Annotated in this window: 18 protein-coding genes; 15 read left to right on the forward strand and 3 right to left on the reverse strand. The window is 49.0% G+C overall.

Annotation, left to right across the window (positions count from 1 at the left end; all coding sequences use genetic code 11):
• Positions 1–215: 215 nt before the first annotated feature.
• Entirely contained in the window at positions 216–1,031 is an 816-nt protein-coding gene (locus TJ79_RS18290; RefSeq protein ID WP_040951785.1) for a DUF2935 domain-containing protein, read from the reverse strand.
• A 221-nt stretch (positions 1,032–1,252) separates the two neighbouring features.
• Between TJ79_RS18290 and TJ79_RS18295 the strand changes: the two genes are divergently transcribed.
• Both TJ79_RS18295 and TJ79_RS26830 read left to right on the forward strand, forming a co-directional pair.
• Complete coding sequence (locus tag TJ79_RS18295; protein ID WP_040951786.1) at positions 1,253–1,672, forward strand: DUF1259 domain-containing protein; 420 nt, start codon at positions 1,253–1,255, stop codon at positions 1,670–1,672.
• Positions 1,673–1,721: 49 nt separating this feature from the next.
• Positions 1,722–2,141 (forward strand): DUF1259 domain-containing protein, encoded by a 420-nt coding sequence (locus TJ79_RS26830; RefSeq protein ID WP_081756992.1) that lies wholly within the window; start codon positions 1,722–1,724, stop codon positions 2,139–2,141.
• 71 nt (positions 2,142–2,212) lie between these two features.
• Here the strand turns inward: TJ79_RS26830 and TJ79_RS18300 are convergent, their stop codons facing one another.
• Positions 2,213–2,608, reverse strand: coding sequence for a VOC family protein (locus TJ79_RS18300; protein ID WP_040951787.1), 396 nt, complete (start codon positions 2,606–2,608; stop codon positions 2,213–2,215).
• Between the two features lie 142 nt (positions 2,609–2,750).
• Here TJ79_RS18300 and TJ79_RS18305 point away from each other — a divergent pair, with 142 nt between their 5' ends.
• The 6 genes from TJ79_RS18305 to TJ79_RS18330 all read left to right on the forward strand — a co-directional run bounded on the left by TJ79_RS18305 (position 2,751) and on the right by TJ79_RS18330 (position 9,120).
• Positions 2,751–3,695 carry an SDR family NAD(P)-dependent oxidoreductase gene (locus tag TJ79_RS18305; protein ID WP_040951788.1) on the forward strand — a complete coding sequence of 315 codons (945 nt, stop codon included), beginning with the start codon at positions 2,751–2,753 and terminating at the stop codon, positions 3,693–3,695.
• 16 nt (positions 3,696–3,711) lie between these two features.
• A complete protein-coding gene (locus TJ79_RS18310; RefSeq protein WP_040951789.1) occupies positions 3,712–4,674 on the forward strand; it encodes an amidohydrolase family protein in 963 nt (320 codons plus the stop codon).
• A gap of 178 nt (positions 4,675–4,852) precedes the next feature.
• Positions 4,853–5,416 carry an alkyl hydroperoxide reductase subunit C gene (gene ahpC / locus TJ79_RS18315; protein ID WP_040951790.1) on the forward strand — a complete coding sequence of 188 codons (564 nt, stop codon included), beginning with the start codon at positions 4,853–4,855 and terminating at the stop codon, positions 5,414–5,416.
• Positions 5,417–5,428: 12 nt separating this feature from the next.
• The gene (gene ahpF / locus TJ79_RS18320) at positions 5,429–6,958 is read left to right on the forward strand and encodes an alkyl hydroperoxide reductase subunit F (RefSeq protein ID WP_040951791.1); all 1,530 of its coding nucleotides are present in this window, start codon (positions 5,429–5,431) and stop codon (positions 6,956–6,958) included.
• A gap of 125 nt (positions 6,959–7,083) precedes the next feature.
• Positions 7,084–7,275 (forward strand): hypothetical protein, encoded by a 192-nt coding sequence (locus TJ79_RS18325; RefSeq protein ID WP_040951792.1) that lies wholly within the window; start codon positions 7,084–7,086, stop codon positions 7,273–7,275.
• Positions 7,276–7,374: 99 nt separating this feature from the next.
• Positions 7,375–9,120: an SGNH/GDSL hydrolase family protein gene (locus TJ79_RS18330; RefSeq protein ID WP_040951793.1), complete on the forward strand. Its 1,746-nt coding sequence runs from the start codon at positions 7,375–7,377 to the stop codon at positions 9,118–9,120.
• Positions 9,121–9,186: 66 nt separating this feature from the next.
• On the opposite strand, the gene TJ79_RS18335 is transcribed toward TJ79_RS18330, so the two are convergent.
• Positions 9,187–9,819: a TetR/AcrR family transcriptional regulator gene (locus TJ79_RS18335; RefSeq protein ID WP_040951794.1), complete on the reverse strand. Its 633-nt coding sequence runs from the start codon at positions 9,817–9,819 to the stop codon at positions 9,187–9,189.
• Between the two features lie 275 nt (positions 9,820–10,094).
• Between TJ79_RS18335 and TJ79_RS18340 the strand changes: the two genes are divergently transcribed.
• The 7 genes from TJ79_RS18340 to TJ79_RS18370 all read left to right on the forward strand — a co-directional run bounded on the left by TJ79_RS18340 (position 10,095) and on the right by TJ79_RS18370 (position 17,848).
• The gene (locus TJ79_RS18340; protein WP_040951795.1) at positions 10,095–11,732 is read left to right on the forward strand and encodes an FAD-binding protein; all 1,638 of its coding nucleotides are present in this window, start codon (positions 10,095–10,097) and stop codon (positions 11,730–11,732) included.
• Positions 11,733–11,771: 39 nt separating this feature from the next.
• Complete coding sequence (locus TJ79_RS18345; RefSeq protein WP_040951796.1) at positions 11,772–12,221, forward strand: SRPBCC family protein; 450 nt, start codon at positions 11,772–11,774, stop codon at positions 12,219–12,221.
• A 167-nt stretch (positions 12,222–12,388) separates the two neighbouring features.
• Entirely contained in the window at positions 12,389–13,252 is an 864-nt protein-coding gene (locus TJ79_RS18350) for an alpha/beta fold hydrolase (protein WP_040951797.1), read from the forward strand.
• Positions 13,252–14,055 carry a DUF1684 domain-containing protein gene (locus tag TJ79_RS18355; RefSeq protein ID WP_040951798.1) on the forward strand — a complete coding sequence of 268 codons (804 nt, stop codon included), beginning with the start codon at positions 13,252–13,254 and terminating at the stop codon, positions 14,053–14,055. Before TJ79_RS18350 ends, TJ79_RS18355 begins: the two co-directional genes overlap by 1 nt.
• 102 nt (positions 14,056–14,157) lie before the next feature.
• Complete coding sequence (locus TJ79_RS18360) at positions 14,158–15,801, forward strand: ABC transporter substrate-binding protein (protein ID WP_040951799.1); 1,644 nt, start codon at positions 14,158–14,160, stop codon at positions 15,799–15,801.
• Between the two features lie 45 nt (positions 15,802–15,846).
• A complete protein-coding gene (locus TJ79_RS18365) occupies positions 15,847–16,866 on the forward strand; it encodes an ABC transporter ATP-binding protein (RefSeq protein WP_040951800.1) in 1,020 nt (339 codons plus the stop codon).
• Positions 16,853–17,848 carry an ABC transporter ATP-binding protein gene (locus tag TJ79_RS18370; protein WP_052339730.1) on the forward strand — a complete coding sequence of 332 codons (996 nt, stop codon included), beginning with the start codon at positions 16,853–16,855 and terminating at the stop codon, positions 17,846–17,848. The genes TJ79_RS18365 and TJ79_RS18370 overlap by 14 nt, the downstream gene beginning before the upstream one ends.

Below are 17,848 nucleotides of genomic sequence, written 5' to 3' on the forward strand. Positions count from 1 at the left end.
GTGGTCGAACCGTGGGTTAGAAATGGGTTGGTCGAGGCTCAAACCATATCAGTTGAACATGCTTTGCGGGAAGCGGCCGCCGTATCTTATCTTATTGGAAAAGGGTATAACCCGACCGTCGCCCATCAAATTGTTGAGTCATGGTGGCACAGATATTAGCAAAACCACAGAATGAACTGCACCTTAACCGGTGCTTTTTCATTTTATAGGCTAGATTAGTTCACAGCTCTAGGTTTGCCAGGATCACAATCTGGACGGGGTAAACCTGCGGCTGCTTGAGAGAGTTTAGTCAAATAATAGCACTCTTCCCGGTACATATGATCCGGCATCAACTCTGTTATCGTGCCCAGTAATTCTTTTCCAGCCGTGAGCTCCTGCACCTCCAATAAAAATTTCATGAAAAGAAGCATAACGGAATTGGCTTCCTGATTGAACCTTCGCAAAGCAGGGAAATCGGTCAAGGCAGTACGCATGTAACCCGCAAGCTCGATCGCTTTAAGATAATAGTTCTGAAAATGGCCTTCGAATTCCTCGCTCCTGTTTCTCCAGCTCTGCTCTACCAGATCAAATTCGCCTGCCAAGATACCCGCGTGGCCGACTGCATCTTGAAGCCATAGTAAATGCTGATGAACAACCGGTCCTGGAGGAGGGAGTCGGACGTTTGTCAGTGCCGCAAATACAACCATCGCTTCGTCGATCTCATTGACCATATGATTCAAAAACGTCTGGGACAAATGGATGGTGATTTTCCCCGTTAGCGACCGTTGCAGCAAATGAAGTTTATAGGCGCGCAATTGCGAAGTCCATGGATTGACAGATTGCAGCAAGGCAGCGATGCTCTTACTATCCAGGTCCAGCCGCGCCGAATCCAACATCTTGTCAAAGCCTTGAATGAACTGCTGTGCTCTTGATATTTCCGCAGCCTCATCTGAGGCTAGCCCATCCCGAATAAACCTCGCATGATCCCCCAAAACCTGCAACCAAAATCGGAGCTCAAAGAGAGCGCCGTCCTCAAAGCCCAATTCCGCCATTTTTACAACTCCCTTTTCAGATGACTTCCTATTCCTTTATCACCCTATGTGAGAGCGCATTTTCATATACCCATCTAATACGCGATGTACTTTTTCAGATCGATAATAACTAGACTCCCTATTAGATTCTTTGATCATTTTTGTTAATTCTAGTAATTTGTCTATTACACTATTCTTCTTTGATCATAGGATGTTTTGAATATGATTTGAGGAGGATTTATATGGCTGAACAAGTAAAGGTAAGCCCAAGGTTCAAAAGGCTGTGTACCCAATTTGGAAAAATCCTAGGTGGAGTATCGGAAGTTGATGAAGGTCCAGTTTGTTTTGTCATGCGGATGACAAACCTACCAGCGACGATTTTGGGAAGAAAAACGCGCTCTCCTTTGGTTCAAATGCAAATGTTTTCTTTTGAGTCTCTTGATGAGTCGTGCCGTGCGTTATGTTTAGGCGAGACTGCCTTACATCAAAATCAAGTGAATCATTTGATATCGAATCTCCGTAAACGGGGGATAACCGTGACCGCCCTTCATAATCACTGGTTAAAAGAAGACCCGCGCTTGATGTATATGCATTGGGAAGCCATTGAGAATCCTGTTGTGTTTGCTAGAAAAACCAAAGAATCCATTGCATTTTTGGGTTAATGCAGTTGTGCGATGATGTTGTTATTAATTATTGAAAGGATGAACTCCTATGGAAACAGCGAAAGCAAGTCCTGCTTTTACAAGACTATGTAACCAATTTTCAGCCATTTTAGGTGGAACGGAGCACACAATTACAAAAGGCCCGGTTTGTTTTGTGACTAGAAACAGGAAATTTAACGCTTCTATTTTACGAAGACGTACCACATCTCCTTTGGTTCGTTATCAACTTTTCTCGTTTGAATCGCTGGATCGTTCAGGCCGCGCACTCTGTTTAGGGGAGACGGCTCTTTTCCAAAACCAAGTCAATCGCTTGCTGACAAATCTTCGCAAAAATAGGATTATCGTAACAGCAGTCCACAATCACTGGCTGAACGAGAATCCACGTCTTATGTATATCCACTGGGAGTCAATCGATAATCCCGTTGAATTCGCAAGGAAAGTAAAACGTTCTATAGCTTTCTTAGGTTAATGTTCGCTTCCACATGAAAAACCCGACCGAAGGCGGTCGGGTTTTTGTCTATGTGTGTGAAAAGGAAAACCCTATTTCGCGTTTTTATCCGGTTGATGAATGCCGAAGGTGTTGCCTTCTGTGTCAATGTAGTACCCTTGCCAAGCCATACCGGGCAGCGCATACTTCGGCAATGCGAGCTTGCCTCCAAGAGCGAGGATTTTGGCTTCCGTCGCATCGTAGTCGCCTACTCCTAACGTACAGGCAAAACTATTCAGGGCCTGGCCTGGTTGCGGTGACGGGCCTTGGCGCTTCATTAAGGCTCCGTTGATTCCCATCTCTTTTTCATCGCCGGTCACGGCTCCAAAATAGGGCATGCCCGCATAATCGCTCCAATCCTCAAACGTCCATCCGAAAATTTCTCCGTAAAATCTTTTGGCGCGTTCCATATCATCGACATGAATCTCGAAATGAACGACTCTTCCCATGATGGCCTCCTTTGATTTTGGCTTTCATCTCTTCTTATATCATTCTTTCACTATGATTTCCATTCTACTCGATTTAAATCATGAATAATCTGGTAAAATGGCAATGGGATGGCGATTTCATTCATAGGGGGCTTTGTATGGTATGAAAGACAAAGTCGTTGTCATTACGGGGGCAAATTCGGGCATCGGCAAAGCGGCGGCTCTCCGGTTTGCGACCGAAGGATATCATGTCGTCATGGCCTGCCGCAACATGGAGATCAGCGAGGCGGTACAGCGTCAGATCAAGACCGAATCTAACAATCCTCATGTGGATCTTATGAAAATCGATGTTTCTTCCTTTGAGTCTATTCGAGCTTTTTATTCAGCCTACATTAATAAGTACCCGCATTTGGACATTTTGATTCACAATGCCGCCTATCTAAACCATGGAGAGAAAGAGTATAAGCTCAGCCCCGAACATATTGAAATTTCCTTTGCAACGAATGCATTCGGTCCCATGCTCATGACTCAATTGCTGGCTGATCATCTTGAACGATCCCTTGATCCGCGGGTGCTTGCGGCTTGTACGACGAACATCAAAAACTTCTTCGATCCGAAAAGAAAAATCGACTTCGATAATCTGCGGGGAGAATATCAGGGAACGCGGCGCTACAGTTCTTACAAGATGTATGGAGATTCGAAAATGGCGCTGTTGCTGTTGACCTTCAAAATGGCGGAACAATTCAAAAGCCGGGGAATTAAAGTCAATGCTCTTCAAATTAACCGCATAAGGTTGTCAAAAGAAACAATGCGAAAGCTGAGTCCTTTGTGGAAGGGGCTGGCGTGGCTCCAAAATTTGACTAACCCTTCACCCGCCGGTATGGCGGAAAATTATTATCACATTTGCACTTCGGATGAATTCAGTCAGGAAACGGGCTGCCTCATCAACCATAAGCGGGAAATCGTCCAGCCATCTATAAGCGAAAAAGGCTTTGAGCAATTAAAGAACATATTTGGTTCAAGCACATACCCGCAATATGCGACGGATAGGCAAACGATCGAGAAGATATGGTCAATGGGCGAAGAGCTGATTAGGCGAAACAATTGAGACTTGGGGGCCCTGCATGAAACGGTCTTTTATCGATTCTTTGATGAACGAATCGCTGGCAGATTTGCAAAGCATATCGAAAAGCGATTTGCACAACCATGCTGGTCGGGGAGGAACCCTGCAATATATCGGCTCGTGGGCGAAGGTGAATATAGAGCCGCCGACGGCGGTCTTCAAATCGCTGAGTGAAATGCAAAGCTGGTATGTAGATCATGTGAAGAGTCATTGCCCCGGCATTCAGGGTTATTTGAAACGTATTGAAGCCTCTTTTGCGCAAGCGGCTGAAGATCATATAGACGTCCTTGCGCTCAGTTTCGGGATCGATGAAATTCACTCGTTGGGAACGATGGAGTCTTTTTCGCGAACGATCGACGAGCTACATCGTCGGTTTGCTCCAGAAGCTCGATTTTTGCCGGAGTTGGCTTTTGACCGGGCATGTAACGTCGACGAGGCTTATGAAAGGATTGAGGAAATCCTCTCGTATAATTGGTTTCGCTCTGTCGATATTTGCTGTGATGAATTTGCCCAACCCATTCAACGCTTCAAAAAGCTTTACCAGCGCGCCAATGACGCGGGGCTGATCTTAAAAGCTCATGTCGGAGAATTCGGCAGCGCAGATGATGTGATGGAAGCGGTGGAAGAATTGGAGCTGCAGGAGGTTCACCATGGCATTGCGGCGACAAAATCTCCGCAAATCATGCGATGGCTGGCCGATCACCGGATTCAGCTCAATGTTTGCCCGACCAGCAACATCATGCTCGGAGTGGCGGAGAGTTACAGCAGCCATCCGATCCGTGCCCTTTATGACTTTGGAATCCCGGTGACGATTAATACGGATGATTTGTTGATTTTCAATCAAAGCGTTTCGCATGAATATATGAACTTACATAAGTCCGGCCTGATGACGGCCGATGAACTAAATGTGATTCGGGAAACCGGTCTATCTTTAGAATCCTATCTCTTCATCAAACCTTCATGAGACCTTCATAAAGCTTTCACTTTGACTTCATTATTGCTTCATGAACCAAATTGCTGGCTATGATATCATATAATATATAGCGAACGGGAATTAATAGAGGCGAATTATGGAATGCTATATGTAGGTCCGTAAAAATGCCGACCCGGTTCTCAAACCATGCTGAGGAGGAAAAAAGATTATGTCTCTCATTGGAAGCGAAGTACTGCCGTTCAAAGCATCGGCTTATCACAACGGAAAATTCATCGATGTCACCGAGGAGAATTTTAAAGGCAAATGGAGCGTCGTTTGCTTCTATCCGGCTGACTTTACATTCGTTTGCCCAACAGAACTCGAGGATTTGCAAAATCAATATGAAACGTTGAAGGGACTTGGCGTTGAAGTGTACTCCGTATCCACGGATACCCATTTCACCCATAAGGCATGGCACGACCACTCGGAAGCCATCGGGAAAATCACGTATATCATGATCGGCGATCCTTCCCACACCATTTCCCGCAACTTCAATGTATTGATCGAAGCCGAAGGGGCTGCCGATCGCGGTACCTTCATCATCGATCCGGATGGAGTCATCCAATCCATTGAAATCAGCGCTGGCGGGATCGGCCGCGATGCCAGTATCCTGGTAGGTAAAATCAAAGCAGCCCAATATGTTCGGAATCATCCTGGCGAAGTTTGCCCGGCAAAATGGCAGGAAGGCGCAGCTACTTTGAAGCCGAGTCTTGATCTTGTAGGAAAGATTTAAGGAGCGATCTGTATGGCGTTAGATGCCGAAATAAAAGCGCAATTAGCCCAATACCTGCAGCTTATGGAGGGTGACGTTCAGCTCAAAGTGAGTGCAGGATCCGATAGCGTATCCGTGGAAATGCTGGCCTTGGTGGATGAAATTGCCGGCATGTCTCCTCGAATTCATGTAGAGAGAACTACTTTGCCCAAAACGCCAAGCTTCAGCGTGAATCGCGTGGGGGAAGATACCGGTGTAGCGTTTGCCGGTATCCCTCTCGGGCATGAGTTTACTTCTTTGATTTTGGCTCTGTTGCAAGTAAGCGGCAGACCCCCAAAAGTAGAACAGAACGTCATCGAGCAGATTAAAGCTATTCGCGGCGAGTATCATTTTGAAACGTACATCAGCTTAAGCTGCCATAACTGTCCCGATGTTGTGCAGGCGCTCAACGTGATGAGCATTTTGAATCCGGGCATCACTCACACCATGATTGACGGGGCTGCGTTTAAAGCGGAAGTGGAAAGCAAAAACGTTATGGCTGTCCCGGCAGTTTTCCTGAATGGTGAGTTTTTCAGCAGCGGCCGCATGGCCCTCGAAGAAATTCTCGCCAAGCTGGGGTCGGCATCTGACGGATCGGAGCTCGCCAATAAGGAACCTTATGATGTTCTGGTTGTCGGCGGCGGCCCGGCAGGCGCAAGCGCTGCGATCTATGCGGCGCGCAAAGGCATCCGCACCGGCATTGTGGCTGAACGATTCGGTGGTCAAATCTTGGATACTCTGGGCATTGAGAACTTCATAAGCGTAAAACATACCGAAGGGCCCAAGCTTGCTGCCAGTCTTGAAGAACACGTAAAAGAGTACGATATCGACGTGATGAAGGTACAGCGTGCCAAAGGTTTGGAAAAGAAAGACTTCATCGAGGTCGAACTCGAAAGCGGAGCGGTTCTCAAGAGCAAAACCGTCATTCTTTCTACAGGCGCCCGTTGGCGCAACGTGGGAGTGCCTGGTGAGGCGGAGTTCAAGAATAAAGGCGTTGCTTACTGCCCCCATTGCGATGGTCCCCTGTTTGCGGGGAAACACGTTGCGGTTATCGGCGGCGGCAATTCTGGCATCGAAGCGGCGATTGACCTCGCCGGCGTCGTGAAGCATGTTACCGTACTGGAGTTTATGCCGGAGCTGAAAGCCGACGCTGTCCTCCAGGATCGTCTCTACAGCTTGCCCAATGTAACGGTGCACAAGAATGTCCAAACCAAGGAGATTCATGGGACTGATAAGGTGAACGGGATTTCGTTTATCGAACGGGATACCGGCGTTGTTCAGCATGTTGAGCTGCAAGGCGTATTTGTCCAAATCGGACTTGTGCCGAATACGGATTGGCTGGGTGACACGGTTGAACGTACCCGTTTCGGCGAAATTGTCGTCGATCGTCACGGTGCTACCACTTTGCCCGGTGTGTTTGCGGCCGGCGATTGTACCAATAGCGCTTATAAACAAATTATTATTTCCATGGGTTCCGGCGCTACCGCTGCCCTGGGAGCATTCGATTATCTGATCCGAAATTAAGCTAAAAAGATGATGGTCAACCGGTGAGCGTGCGGAAATAGGCACTCACCGGTTTTTTATTCCGTTTTTCCGATCCTTGTATGGTATAATGGCAATCGATAGCTTACATTCAGGGGTGTTGCGAGATGAGAGGATTCAATATTTGGCGCCCGATTATGCTGATCGCGGTTGCACTGATTGCAAGAACGTTTGTGAGTAGCATATGCCTTTTGGCAGGCATGGATGCTGAATCGGCAAGCAGCTTCGGCATGATTGGCATGATCCTTGCTGCGCTTTTTATGTATACCCGAATGAAGAAAACGCCAAGGAACCGATAGAGGAATCAATAGCCAACGAGCTTGCTCGATACGAGCAGGCTTGTTTTTTCTACATAAGAATTTTGAGTTTTGCACTGATCGCGAAAGGTTGGTTTGCATATGGCTGAGAGGGATTGCGAGAGCCTGGGCGGGCTGGGCAGCAGAGGCCCCGTGGCGCCAAAAGATCCGGTGGAGAAGCGCAGCGCCATTTTCATTATGTTGGAATCGATTATCGAAGCGACTTCCCGCGGCAACGGGATACACTCCCAAGAAATTTATCTGGATAATGGGCGGCTTGCCGACAAGGCGAAATTCACCGGCGGAGTCGCAGACGAAGAAATTCTCGACCTCCTGAAGACTTGCAGCGGGTTTCGCAGACTGGTACACAGCATTGGTGTAACGGTGAAAGTCCATGGAGAGCAAGCTTCATCCGTCGATTTTGTAATGGAGAACTGGGGGAAAACGAGCACGTTCGAATCGGGTTCCCGGATGCGGGCCGTTTGTCCGGGGGATGGCACGGAAGTCATCCTAAATCTGAAGGATTACGCTGAGTCCCCGGATGACGATGTTCCCGGTAAGTTCGCTTTTGAATTCGAGGGTGCCGGCATGCTGGCAACGGTTAATGTCGTTCTCTATCTTCATGATGCCTATAAAGTGCCTGATATTGAGATTGAGCCGCCAGTGGCTTTCGATTCGGAAGAGTATCAAGCGATGATTGCCAAATCGCTGCTGAGTAAAGGAAACAACAAGAGATTGAAAGCGGCCATCGAAAAAGCAAAAAGAGGCGAAGAGGTAACCCTCGCCTACATTGGTGGTTCCATCACCCAGGGGGCTGGCTCAAAACCCATACATACGAATTGTTACGCGTACAGATCATACTCGCTCTTTCACCAAATGTTCGGCGGAATGGGCGAGGCTCCTATTCACTTTGTTAAAGCCGGTGTAGGCGGTACGCCATCTGAGCTGGGGATCGTCCGCTATGAGCGGGATATTTTACGGGATGGAGCGGTTCAGCCGGATATCGTGGTCGTTGAATTCGCGGTGAATGACGAAGGCGACGAAACGAAGGGAAACTGCTACGAAAGCTTGGTCTTGAACATTCTGTCTGCTGCTAAGAAGCCGGCTGTCATTTTGTTATTCAGCGTTTTTGTGAATGATTGGAATTTACAGGATCGGCTTTCGCCTGTAGGTTGGCATTATGATCTCCCGATGGTAAGCGTCAAAGATGCGGTGGTAGAGCAGTTCCGCTTGTCCAAGGCTGAAGGGAACATCGTGTCCAAACGGCAGTTTTTCTACGATATCTATCATCCGACCAATGACGGCCATACGGTTATGGCTGATTGTCTCGCATATCTGTTCGCGGAAACAGACCGAGCTGCCATGGATATGGAGGACATTATCACCGATAAGCCGCCTGTCATCGGCAATGATTTTGTTGGCATGCATTTGCTGGACCGCAGCCAGTACGAAAGCCTGGCACGGATTGACGCCGGCGGTTTTTCTGAGATCGACACGGATCTGCAGATGGTGGAAATGGACGACCAGCCTTTCGGTTCGCCGCAATTCCCCCATAACTGGATGCATACGGCCGATTCTGGAAGCGGAAGCTTTAAAATGACGATCCGCAGCAAAAGCCTCATTCTCGTTTATAAAGATTCCGGGAGCAGTGATTTCGGCAGTGCCGATATATGGGTGGACGGACAGTTGACGAAGGTCGCCGATCCCCATGAGAACAACTGGACACATTGCAACCCCGTGCTTTTGTATAACGAGGATGTTTCCAGAGATCATACGGTGGAGATCAAGATGGCATCCGGAAACGAAGATAAGCGGTTTACCATCTTGGGTTTTGGCTATGTCTTGTAAGAATCATGAAGCAGCTGTCGCAGAGGTCCCTCTGCGGGGCTGCTTTTTTGTTCCATCTCAAGTTTTTTAGGCGTCCTTGTTACTCAAATAGCTGAGCAAAATGTGTTTAAGGATGGCCAACTGTTCCTCAGGGTTCAGGTCGGGCTCAACGACAAGAATATTTTTTTGCAGGGATAGTTTTCTGGCGAGAATGCCGAATGTGTTCATGATGGTAGTTAACGTTTTCTCGATCGGAAGATCAGGGCGAACCGATCCATCCTGAATACCTTGTTGAATAATGGAAGAAAATACGCTGGAGATTTGCCGGTAGACAGAATTGAAGAGTCCGATGTCTTCAAGAGGCTCCGTGAATTGAGCGGCATAGCTTTCGAAATTTTCCAGCAACTTTACGCTTGAACTGTCCTTTTGCTCCAGCAGAGAAATGAAGTTGTCAAAGAGCAACCCTATCTTTTGGATGCACGATAACGGCATGGTTGCGATGGATTGAAAACTTTGGAGTACAGCTTCGAGTGTTTGGGTTGCCACCGCAACGACCAGCTTTTCTTTTTTTGGGAAAAAACGAAATACTGTCGCCACGCCGATATTTGCTTGGTTGGCAATATCCTGCATCGTGGTCTTTTCAATTCCTTTATGGGTAAACACATGCTCGGCAGCATTAATGACGAGTTGCATCCGCTGCTGTCTTGCTTCGGGTCTCATAGGGCGATCCTCTCACTTGGCTTCTATTGTTTTATTCCCCGTATTATATCGTTCCATCATTTTCGCGACAATAAAACGATAATGATTTGTAAAGAAAATCGGAGTTTGCTATTATATAATCAATAATGATAGTAAGACTATCATTATTTTAAAAGAACAATGGCTATCGAATCGGGAGCCTGAAAAAAATTTCCACTCTAATGGTAGCGCTTTCTTCTATCAAGATTGGAAAGAATAGCACGTAACACGAAAATTAGCCAGAATGGAGATGCACTATGCCAGCGAAGAAACCTGTACAGTGGGATCATGAAGTCGATGTTGTCGTAATGGGAAGCGGAGGCGCTGCACTCGTTGCCGCCATTATGGCAGCTGATCAAGGTGCAAAAGTGTTGATTCTGGAAAAAGCCCATCAACTTGGCGGAACAACCGCCTTTTCCGGAGGGATTCCATGGATTCCGCTCAATCGTTACATGCAGGAAAAGGGAGCCGGAGATACTCGTGAGGATGCCCTTACCTATATCCGGCGCATAACGGGCGGAAAAGAGCCCAATCCCAAGCTGCTTGAGGTATATGTCGATAATGGCTATAAAATGATTGATTATCTGCATGAACATACGCCGTTGAAATTCGCCGTTCCTATGTCCTATCCGTCCTATTACGGCAATCTGCCTGGGGCGAAGAGCGGCCGTTCCCTTGACCCCATGCCCTACGATATGAATGAAATCGGCGAATGGGGCGAGAAGATTCGTCAGAATCCTATTTTCCCGCCGCTAACACTAGAGGAAGGCGGAGCCATCGGCGGCGTCGATTTCGCGAAAATTGCGGAGCGGATGGAGAATAACATCGTTACGATGGGTCGGGCGTTAATCGCTTCGATGTTCAAAGGTGTACTTGACCGGGGAATCGAGACTTGGCTGGGAACACCCGGCAAAGAACTGGTGCTAAGTGATGAAGGCGAAGTCATCGGAGTTGTTGCCGAACAGAAGGGTAAGAAGGTATACATCGGCACACGCAAAGGGGTCGTTCTTGCTTCCGGCGGTTTCGAATGGAATAAAGAGCTGGTGAAAACGTTCTTGAAGGGTGAAATTACCCATCCGCTATCGCCGGCAGGCAATGACGGAGATGGCTTGATCATGGCAATGGAAGCAGGAGCCGCTCTTGGAAACATGAGCGAAGCATGGTGGTATCCGGCTATGCAGGATCCGACCTTCGAATATGAAGACAGGGTGATGAACCAGCTCGGAGGAGGACGCTTCGGTCCCAACAGTATCATTGTGAACAAACATGGCAAGCGTTTCGTTCATGAAGGCGTGACCTACAACGATTTGCCAAAATCTTTTTACGAATTTGATCCGGTGGCCCTTGAATGGCCGAATGAACCTCCGGTTTGGATGATCTTCGATCAACAGTTGAAGGACAGCACCATGATCATCACGATGATGCCCGGAGAAGATACGCCGGATTGGGTGGATCGTGCCGATTCGATCCGGGATTTGGCAGCGAAAATCGGCGTAGATGCCGACAACCTGGAAGCAACGGTACAACGCTTTAACGAAAATGCGAAAAAGGGAGTCGATCCGGATTTCCATCGCGGAACAACCTTTTTCGAGAACTTTACCGGTGGGGGAGGAAGTCCGGAAGCTAATCTGGGACCGATTGAAAAAGCTCCCTTCTATGCTCTCCCGATTTATTTCGGATCCCTTGGCACAAGCGGCGGACCCAAAATCGATGAGAACGGACAAGTCATCAACCTGCGTGGCAAACCAATCCCGGGCTTGTATGCTGCGGGCAATGCGGCGATGGGCGTGATGGGACAGGCTTATCTCAGCGCAGGCGGAACGATCGGACCGGCGATGACGTTTGGCTATTTGGCCGGAATCGCGGTTGGCAAATCGGAATCCAAAACCATCTAAGGCAACAACACGACTACACAAAAGGAAGAGTGAGGAAATATGCCAAGTGGCACGCATACAATAGAGATCCCCGTCTCAATCCATAACATTTGGAATTTTGTCAGCGATATGAACAAGTGGGCGCCTTTGGTTCCCGGGTACATTGAGCATGAAATCTTGAATGAGCGTCAATCGACTTGGGCGTTCAAGGGCGATCTTGGCTTCATGAAGAAGACGGTCAAGCTGAAAATCGATATTACCAATTGGATTGAACCAACAAAAGTGACCTTCGATTTGACAGGACTGTCGGACAACTTCTCCGGTAACGGTTATTTTGAAGCAGAGGCACTCGGCGATAACCAGACACAAATGACAGGGAACCTCGAGATTACCGCTAAAGGCGCCATGGGGCCGATGATCAACACGATTCTGAAAAGCTTCGTGCCCAAGACCGCGGAGGAGCTGACGAAAGCAATCGCAAGCAAAATCGTTGAAATCGAGCAAGGTTAAACTTGACTGCTGTACCAATAATTAAAATATCTTTCGAGAGAGTATCAGAAGAACTGATGCTCTCTTTTTTGATTCAAAGGGCCGGCAAATATTTGACATTGGGAATCAGAAATGGATAATGGTAATCATCGCTCAATGCGCATCCCATAAGAAAGTAGAGTGGACGAATGTTTGCACCATTGAACGGAACCCGGATTTACTTTGATATAGAAGGCTCGGGCTATGTCCCGAATGGAGACCGTATGGTGAAGCGGTCGGTGCTGTTTGCCGTTCATGGCGGGCCGGGCAGTGATCATTCTGATTTCAAACCGTGGTTGACTCCACTTACTGAAGAACTGCAGATTGTTTATTTGGATCAGCGCTGCAACGGCCAGTCGGAGCGGGTGGACCCGGCGACTTGTACGCTCGAGCAGTTAGCGGACGATATTGAGGCACTGCGGATTTATCTTGGCTTTGAAAAAATTCATCTGCTCGGCCATTCCTTCGGCGGGATGGTGGCGCAGGTGTTTGCGACACGATACCCGGATTCTTTGGACAAGCTGCTGCTTGTGTGTACGGCTCCCAGCCGGGAGTTTTATCCGGCGGCGCTGGAGTTCGCAAGTCATGTGGCCACGGAAGAGCAGCTGCGCGTGATTCCTGAGTTATTCGAGGGACGCATCGAAGATGAACCGCACCTCATTCGCTGGTGGGATATCTGCTACCCTCTCTATTTTCATATTCAAAATGAAACGGTCATGCAGGAAACGGGGAACCGGCCTATCGGCTCCATGGAGGTTGCGAATTACACGTTTAAGCATTTCATTCCGAACTATGATGTTCGCCCGAAGCTGCCTGAGGTGCAGGTTCCGACTTTGATTGTTGCAGCACGGCATGACTGGATTACGCCGGTTTCCCAAGCGGAGGAGATGCACCGGTTGCTGCCTCATTCGCAGCTCACCGTATTCGAGTATAGCGGTCATATGCCGTTTATCGAAGAGCATGCAGCGTTTATTCAGACGGTTGTGGATTTCCTCGCCGGGGAGGAGTCCTGATGAGGGTCGAGTCGGCAGAAAAAGAAGCGTTTGAACAATGGAGAAGAGAACGGCAGACAGCCGTTGCCGGACCTCAAGGGGATTTAGCCTTGATCGGGCTCTACGCTATTCAGGAACCGATGCAGGTAGAAGGCCTCCCAGGCTTGTGGGCGCCAATGCATGCCGGCGAACCCGGGTTGATCTTGACGGCGACGGCAGCCGATGGCATAACGGTGGACGGAAAAACGCTAGATGGTACGGCAAGATTAAGCATCGATCACACGCTGGTGAGATTTTCGCCGACATTGACGGCTACCGCCACTGCGCAGCCAGGCTCGGATTATTTACTTGCCTTATATGATTCCCAATCGGAAGCCATAGGGCGCTACGAGGGGATTTCCGCGTATCCGTATGACCCGGAGTGGGTAATAGAAGCGAAATGGGTCATAGAGCCTGAAAAAGAGAATCGGACAGCGGCATTTACCCACACTTCGGATCAGGCTGGCATAGAGCGCCATCATGAGTCTCCCGGCGACATAAGGTTTGTCCGAAATGGTACCGAGTTTACGCTCACTCCTTTCTCTTCCGACGGAGCGCTCATTATCGTGTTCGGCGACAAGACCAATGGTAAGATAACCTATGGAACGGGCAGGATGGTTGTTGTGTCGCTTACACCGGATGGCAGGGCCATATTGGACTTTAACCGTGCCTTTCTTCCGCCTTGTGCATTCTCCTATCATTTCAATTGTCCGCTGCCCCCTGCCGGTAATCGGTTGCCTTTTGACATTCCGGCCGGAGAGAAGCAGGTCATTTACCAAGGATAGGCATAATCTTCCATTTGACAACCTTATCTGAATGCATCATATTTAAACATAAATTAAATCGTATAAGAATAGTAGGAATTAAATAGACGGGGGTAGGAGCATATGAAAGCAGTTCGATTCACCTGGAAAAAGACATTCGTATTCGTCCTTGCGGCAGCCTTGATGGTTTTGTCGGCATGCGGCGGATCGAAGGATAATTCGGAAGCAACCGGCGCGGCTGGTGCCACCAATGCGCCTGCAAACGGCAAAAAAGTCGTCAACATCGGGGTAACGTATTCACCAAACGCCCTGAATCCTTTGTCTCCGGTAGGACAAGTTTCTTCCTATGTATCGGGCTTGATGTTCCTGCCTTTGGTCGACCTGGATGAGGATCTGACCTTCAAACCGATGCTGGCGGATTCCATTACCACAACAGACAATACGACGTTTACCGTAAAATTGAACCCGAATGCCAAGTGGACGGACGGGACTCCCGTTACGGCCGACGACGTTATTTTCACATTGAAGCTGATGGCTAACTCGAAAGTCGCTTCCGGCTTTGCCTATATGTTTGCCATCATTGAAGGCTTGGATGATTCCGGATACCTGCCGGAAGGCAAGACGGATATTTCCGGCGTGAAAAAAGTAGACGACCACACCTTGGAGCTGAAAACGAAGGCGCCGACGACGCTGACCATTTTCCAGGATTCCATTGGCCGGTACTTGCTTACGGTTCCTCAGTCCGCTCTGAAAGATATTGCTCCAGAAGACATCAACAAGAGCGACTTCATGCAAAAGCCGACGTTGACGGACGGTCCTTTCAAGCTGGTGAGCTATGACCGGGATCATTATGTGCAGATGGAAGCGAACAAGGATTATTTTAAAGGTGCGCCTAAACTGGATCAGTTGAACTTCAAAGTACTCCAAGGTACGGCGATTACCACCCAACTGCAAAGCGGCGAGATTGATATGAACATTCCTTCCTTCGGCGTGATTCCGATCTCGGACTACGAGAAGGTAAAGGGGCTTAAAAACTTTACAACCAATGATGGTCCTGCTGTTGCCACCCAGTTCATGTACATCAATGAAAAAACGGTGCCGGATGCCAAGCAAAGACAAGCGATCTCCTACGCCATCAATCGCGAGTTGATCGTGAAAAATCTGCTGAAGGGCTCGGGCGAAGTAGTGGACGGCTTCTTGACCAGTTACAGCAAATATGTGAATTCAAATCTGAAGCCGGTAGCCTATGATCCGGATAAAGCCAAGAGCCTGCTGCAGGAATCCGGCTGGAACGCTGGAAAAACCCTCAACTTGTCTGTTCTTTCCGGTGATAGTACACTTGAACAAGCTGCGAACATTATGGCAGAAAATCTTCGTGCAGTCGGCGTGAACGTGAAGATTCAAATGCTGGATCTGGCCACGCTGATTGATAAGTTGGTAAAAATGGATTATGACTTAGGCGTTCTGACCGTTTCGCTGTCTCCGGTTAATCCGCTGCCGGACGTGGCTTACTTCCTGCATGAAGGCAATCCGAGCGGCTACAAGAACGCGGATATCGAAACACTCCTTACGGCGCTGCAATCCGCGACCGATGAAGCCAAGCTTACGGAAGACTACAATAAGCTGCAAGAGATCGTCGCGCAAGACGTTCCGATGCCATCTATTTATGCAACGAAAGCGCTGGGTGCCATGAGCAATAAAGTGACTGGCGCTAAGCCGAAGGACTTCGGCATGTTCATCAACGTTAACGAATGGGATGTAAAATAATACAACTGCGTTAGCGGTAATTCGATTATGAAGGTGGTGGTAGGGATGGAAGCTTTGCTCTCCGTCAACCACTTGCAAACGGCTTTTGATACGGACCAAGGAAAAATCATCAGTGTAGACAATATCAGCTTCAGCGTGAAACCGGGGGAAACGTTGGCCATCGTGGGAGAGTCGGGCAGCGGGAAAAGTGTCACGGCACTCTCGATTATGCGGCTCTTGGGAAAAGGCAGCCGTATCGACGGCGGACAAATCCTCCTGGATGGAACGGATATTTTACAGCTGGATGAGCGGCAGATGAGAGACATCCGCGGGAATCGGATATCCATGGTATTCCAAGAACCCATGACGTCGCTAAACCCGGTGTTTACCATCGGCTACCAGCTGTGCGAGGCCATTCAACTTCATTTGAAGCAGGATAAAAAAGAAGCCCGTGCAACAGCCGTCAAGATGCTGCGGAAAGTAGGTTTGCCTCGGCCGGAAGCGATTATGAAGGAGTATCCTTTCGCTTTGTCCGGGGGGATGAGACAGAGGGTCATGATTGCCATGGCCCTTTCTTGCAGACCGCAAATTCTCATTGCCGATGAACCGACGACTGCTCTTGATGTAACCGTTCAGGCGCAAATTTTGCAACTGATGAAAGAACTGTGCGAGGAAGCGGGCACGGCCATCTTGCTGATCACCCATGATTTGGGTGTGGTAGCGGAGATGGCCGACCGCGTTTTGGTCATGTACGCCGGGCAAATCGTGGAAGATACGGACGTGTACACGCTGTTTGACGAACCGAAGCATCCGTATACCCGGGGGCTGTTGAAGTCGATTCCCCGTTTAGACATCGGGGCTGGGGAACAGCTCGAATCCATACCTGGGGCGGTTCCAACTCGATATCAATCGTTGCCGGGCTGCCGGTTCTATAACCGCTGCCATCTGGCGACGGAGCACTGCCGCGGCCATCTTCCCCCTCTTGAGGAAAAGCAGGAAGGCCAATGGGTTCGCTGCTGGGAAGTCGGGAAATCGGCAGATGGGAATCTGAACCGGAGCGAGGAGGGGACCCATGATGAATCTTGAAGCTGAACCCCTTACAACCGCGCCTCTGCTCGTGTTGGACCGTTTGACCAAGTATTATCCGATTCACAGAGGAATATTGGGTAGAGCCGTTGAGCATGTAAAAGCGGTCGATGGTGTGGATCTCTCGCTTTTTCCAGGGGAAACTCTCGGACTTGTAGGAGAATCCGGTTGCGGGAAGTCGACCATTGGCCGATCCGTCGTAGGCTTGGAAAAGCCGACGGCTGGACGCATTCTTTTTGACGGAAAAGACATCGCCAGCCATTCCGCTGGAGAAATGAGCCGCTTGAGGTCTCAGCTCCAAATCGTTTTTCAAGATCCTTACTCCTCCTTAAATCCCCGGAAGCGCGTATCGGAGCTGTTGGCTGAGCCTTTAAGGGTACATCGGATCGTGCCGAACGCGATGATTTCCAAGGAAATCGACAGACTGCTGGATATGGTCGGTCTGCCGAAGAACAGCCACAACCGGTTTCCTCATGAATTTTCCGGCGGACAAAGGCAGAGAATCGGAATCGCCAGGGCCTTGTCCCTTAAGCCAAAGCTCATTGTTTGTGATGAGCCGGTTTCCGCTCTCGACGTGTCGATTCAAGCTCAGGTATTGAATCTTTTGAAAGATTTGCAGGAAGAATTGAACCTGACTTATCTGTTCATTGCCCACGGACTAGGCGCCGTGCGTTATATAAGCGATCGACTCGCGGTCATGTACCTGGGGAAGATCGTGGAGATCGGGACGACTCAAGAGTTGTTTGAGCATCCGCGGCATCCATACACGAGGGCGTTGCTGGATGCTTACCCAGTAGTGGATCCCCGTGCGAGAAACCGGGAGAAAATCGTGCTGCAGGGGGATGTGCCAAGTCCGGCGAACCCACCCGCAGGCTGCCGGTTTCATACGCGCTGTCCTTATGCCCGTGCCGAATGCCGGGAGCAGGAGCCGAAGCTGACAGACGGCCGTCACTCGGTTGCTTGCTTTTTCCCTATTGATTAA

The organism is Gorillibacterium massiliense, from assembly GCF_000455485.1.
Taxonomy (GTDB): domain Bacteria; phylum Bacillota; class Bacilli; order Paenibacillales; family NBRC-103111; genus Gorillibacterium; species Gorillibacterium massiliense.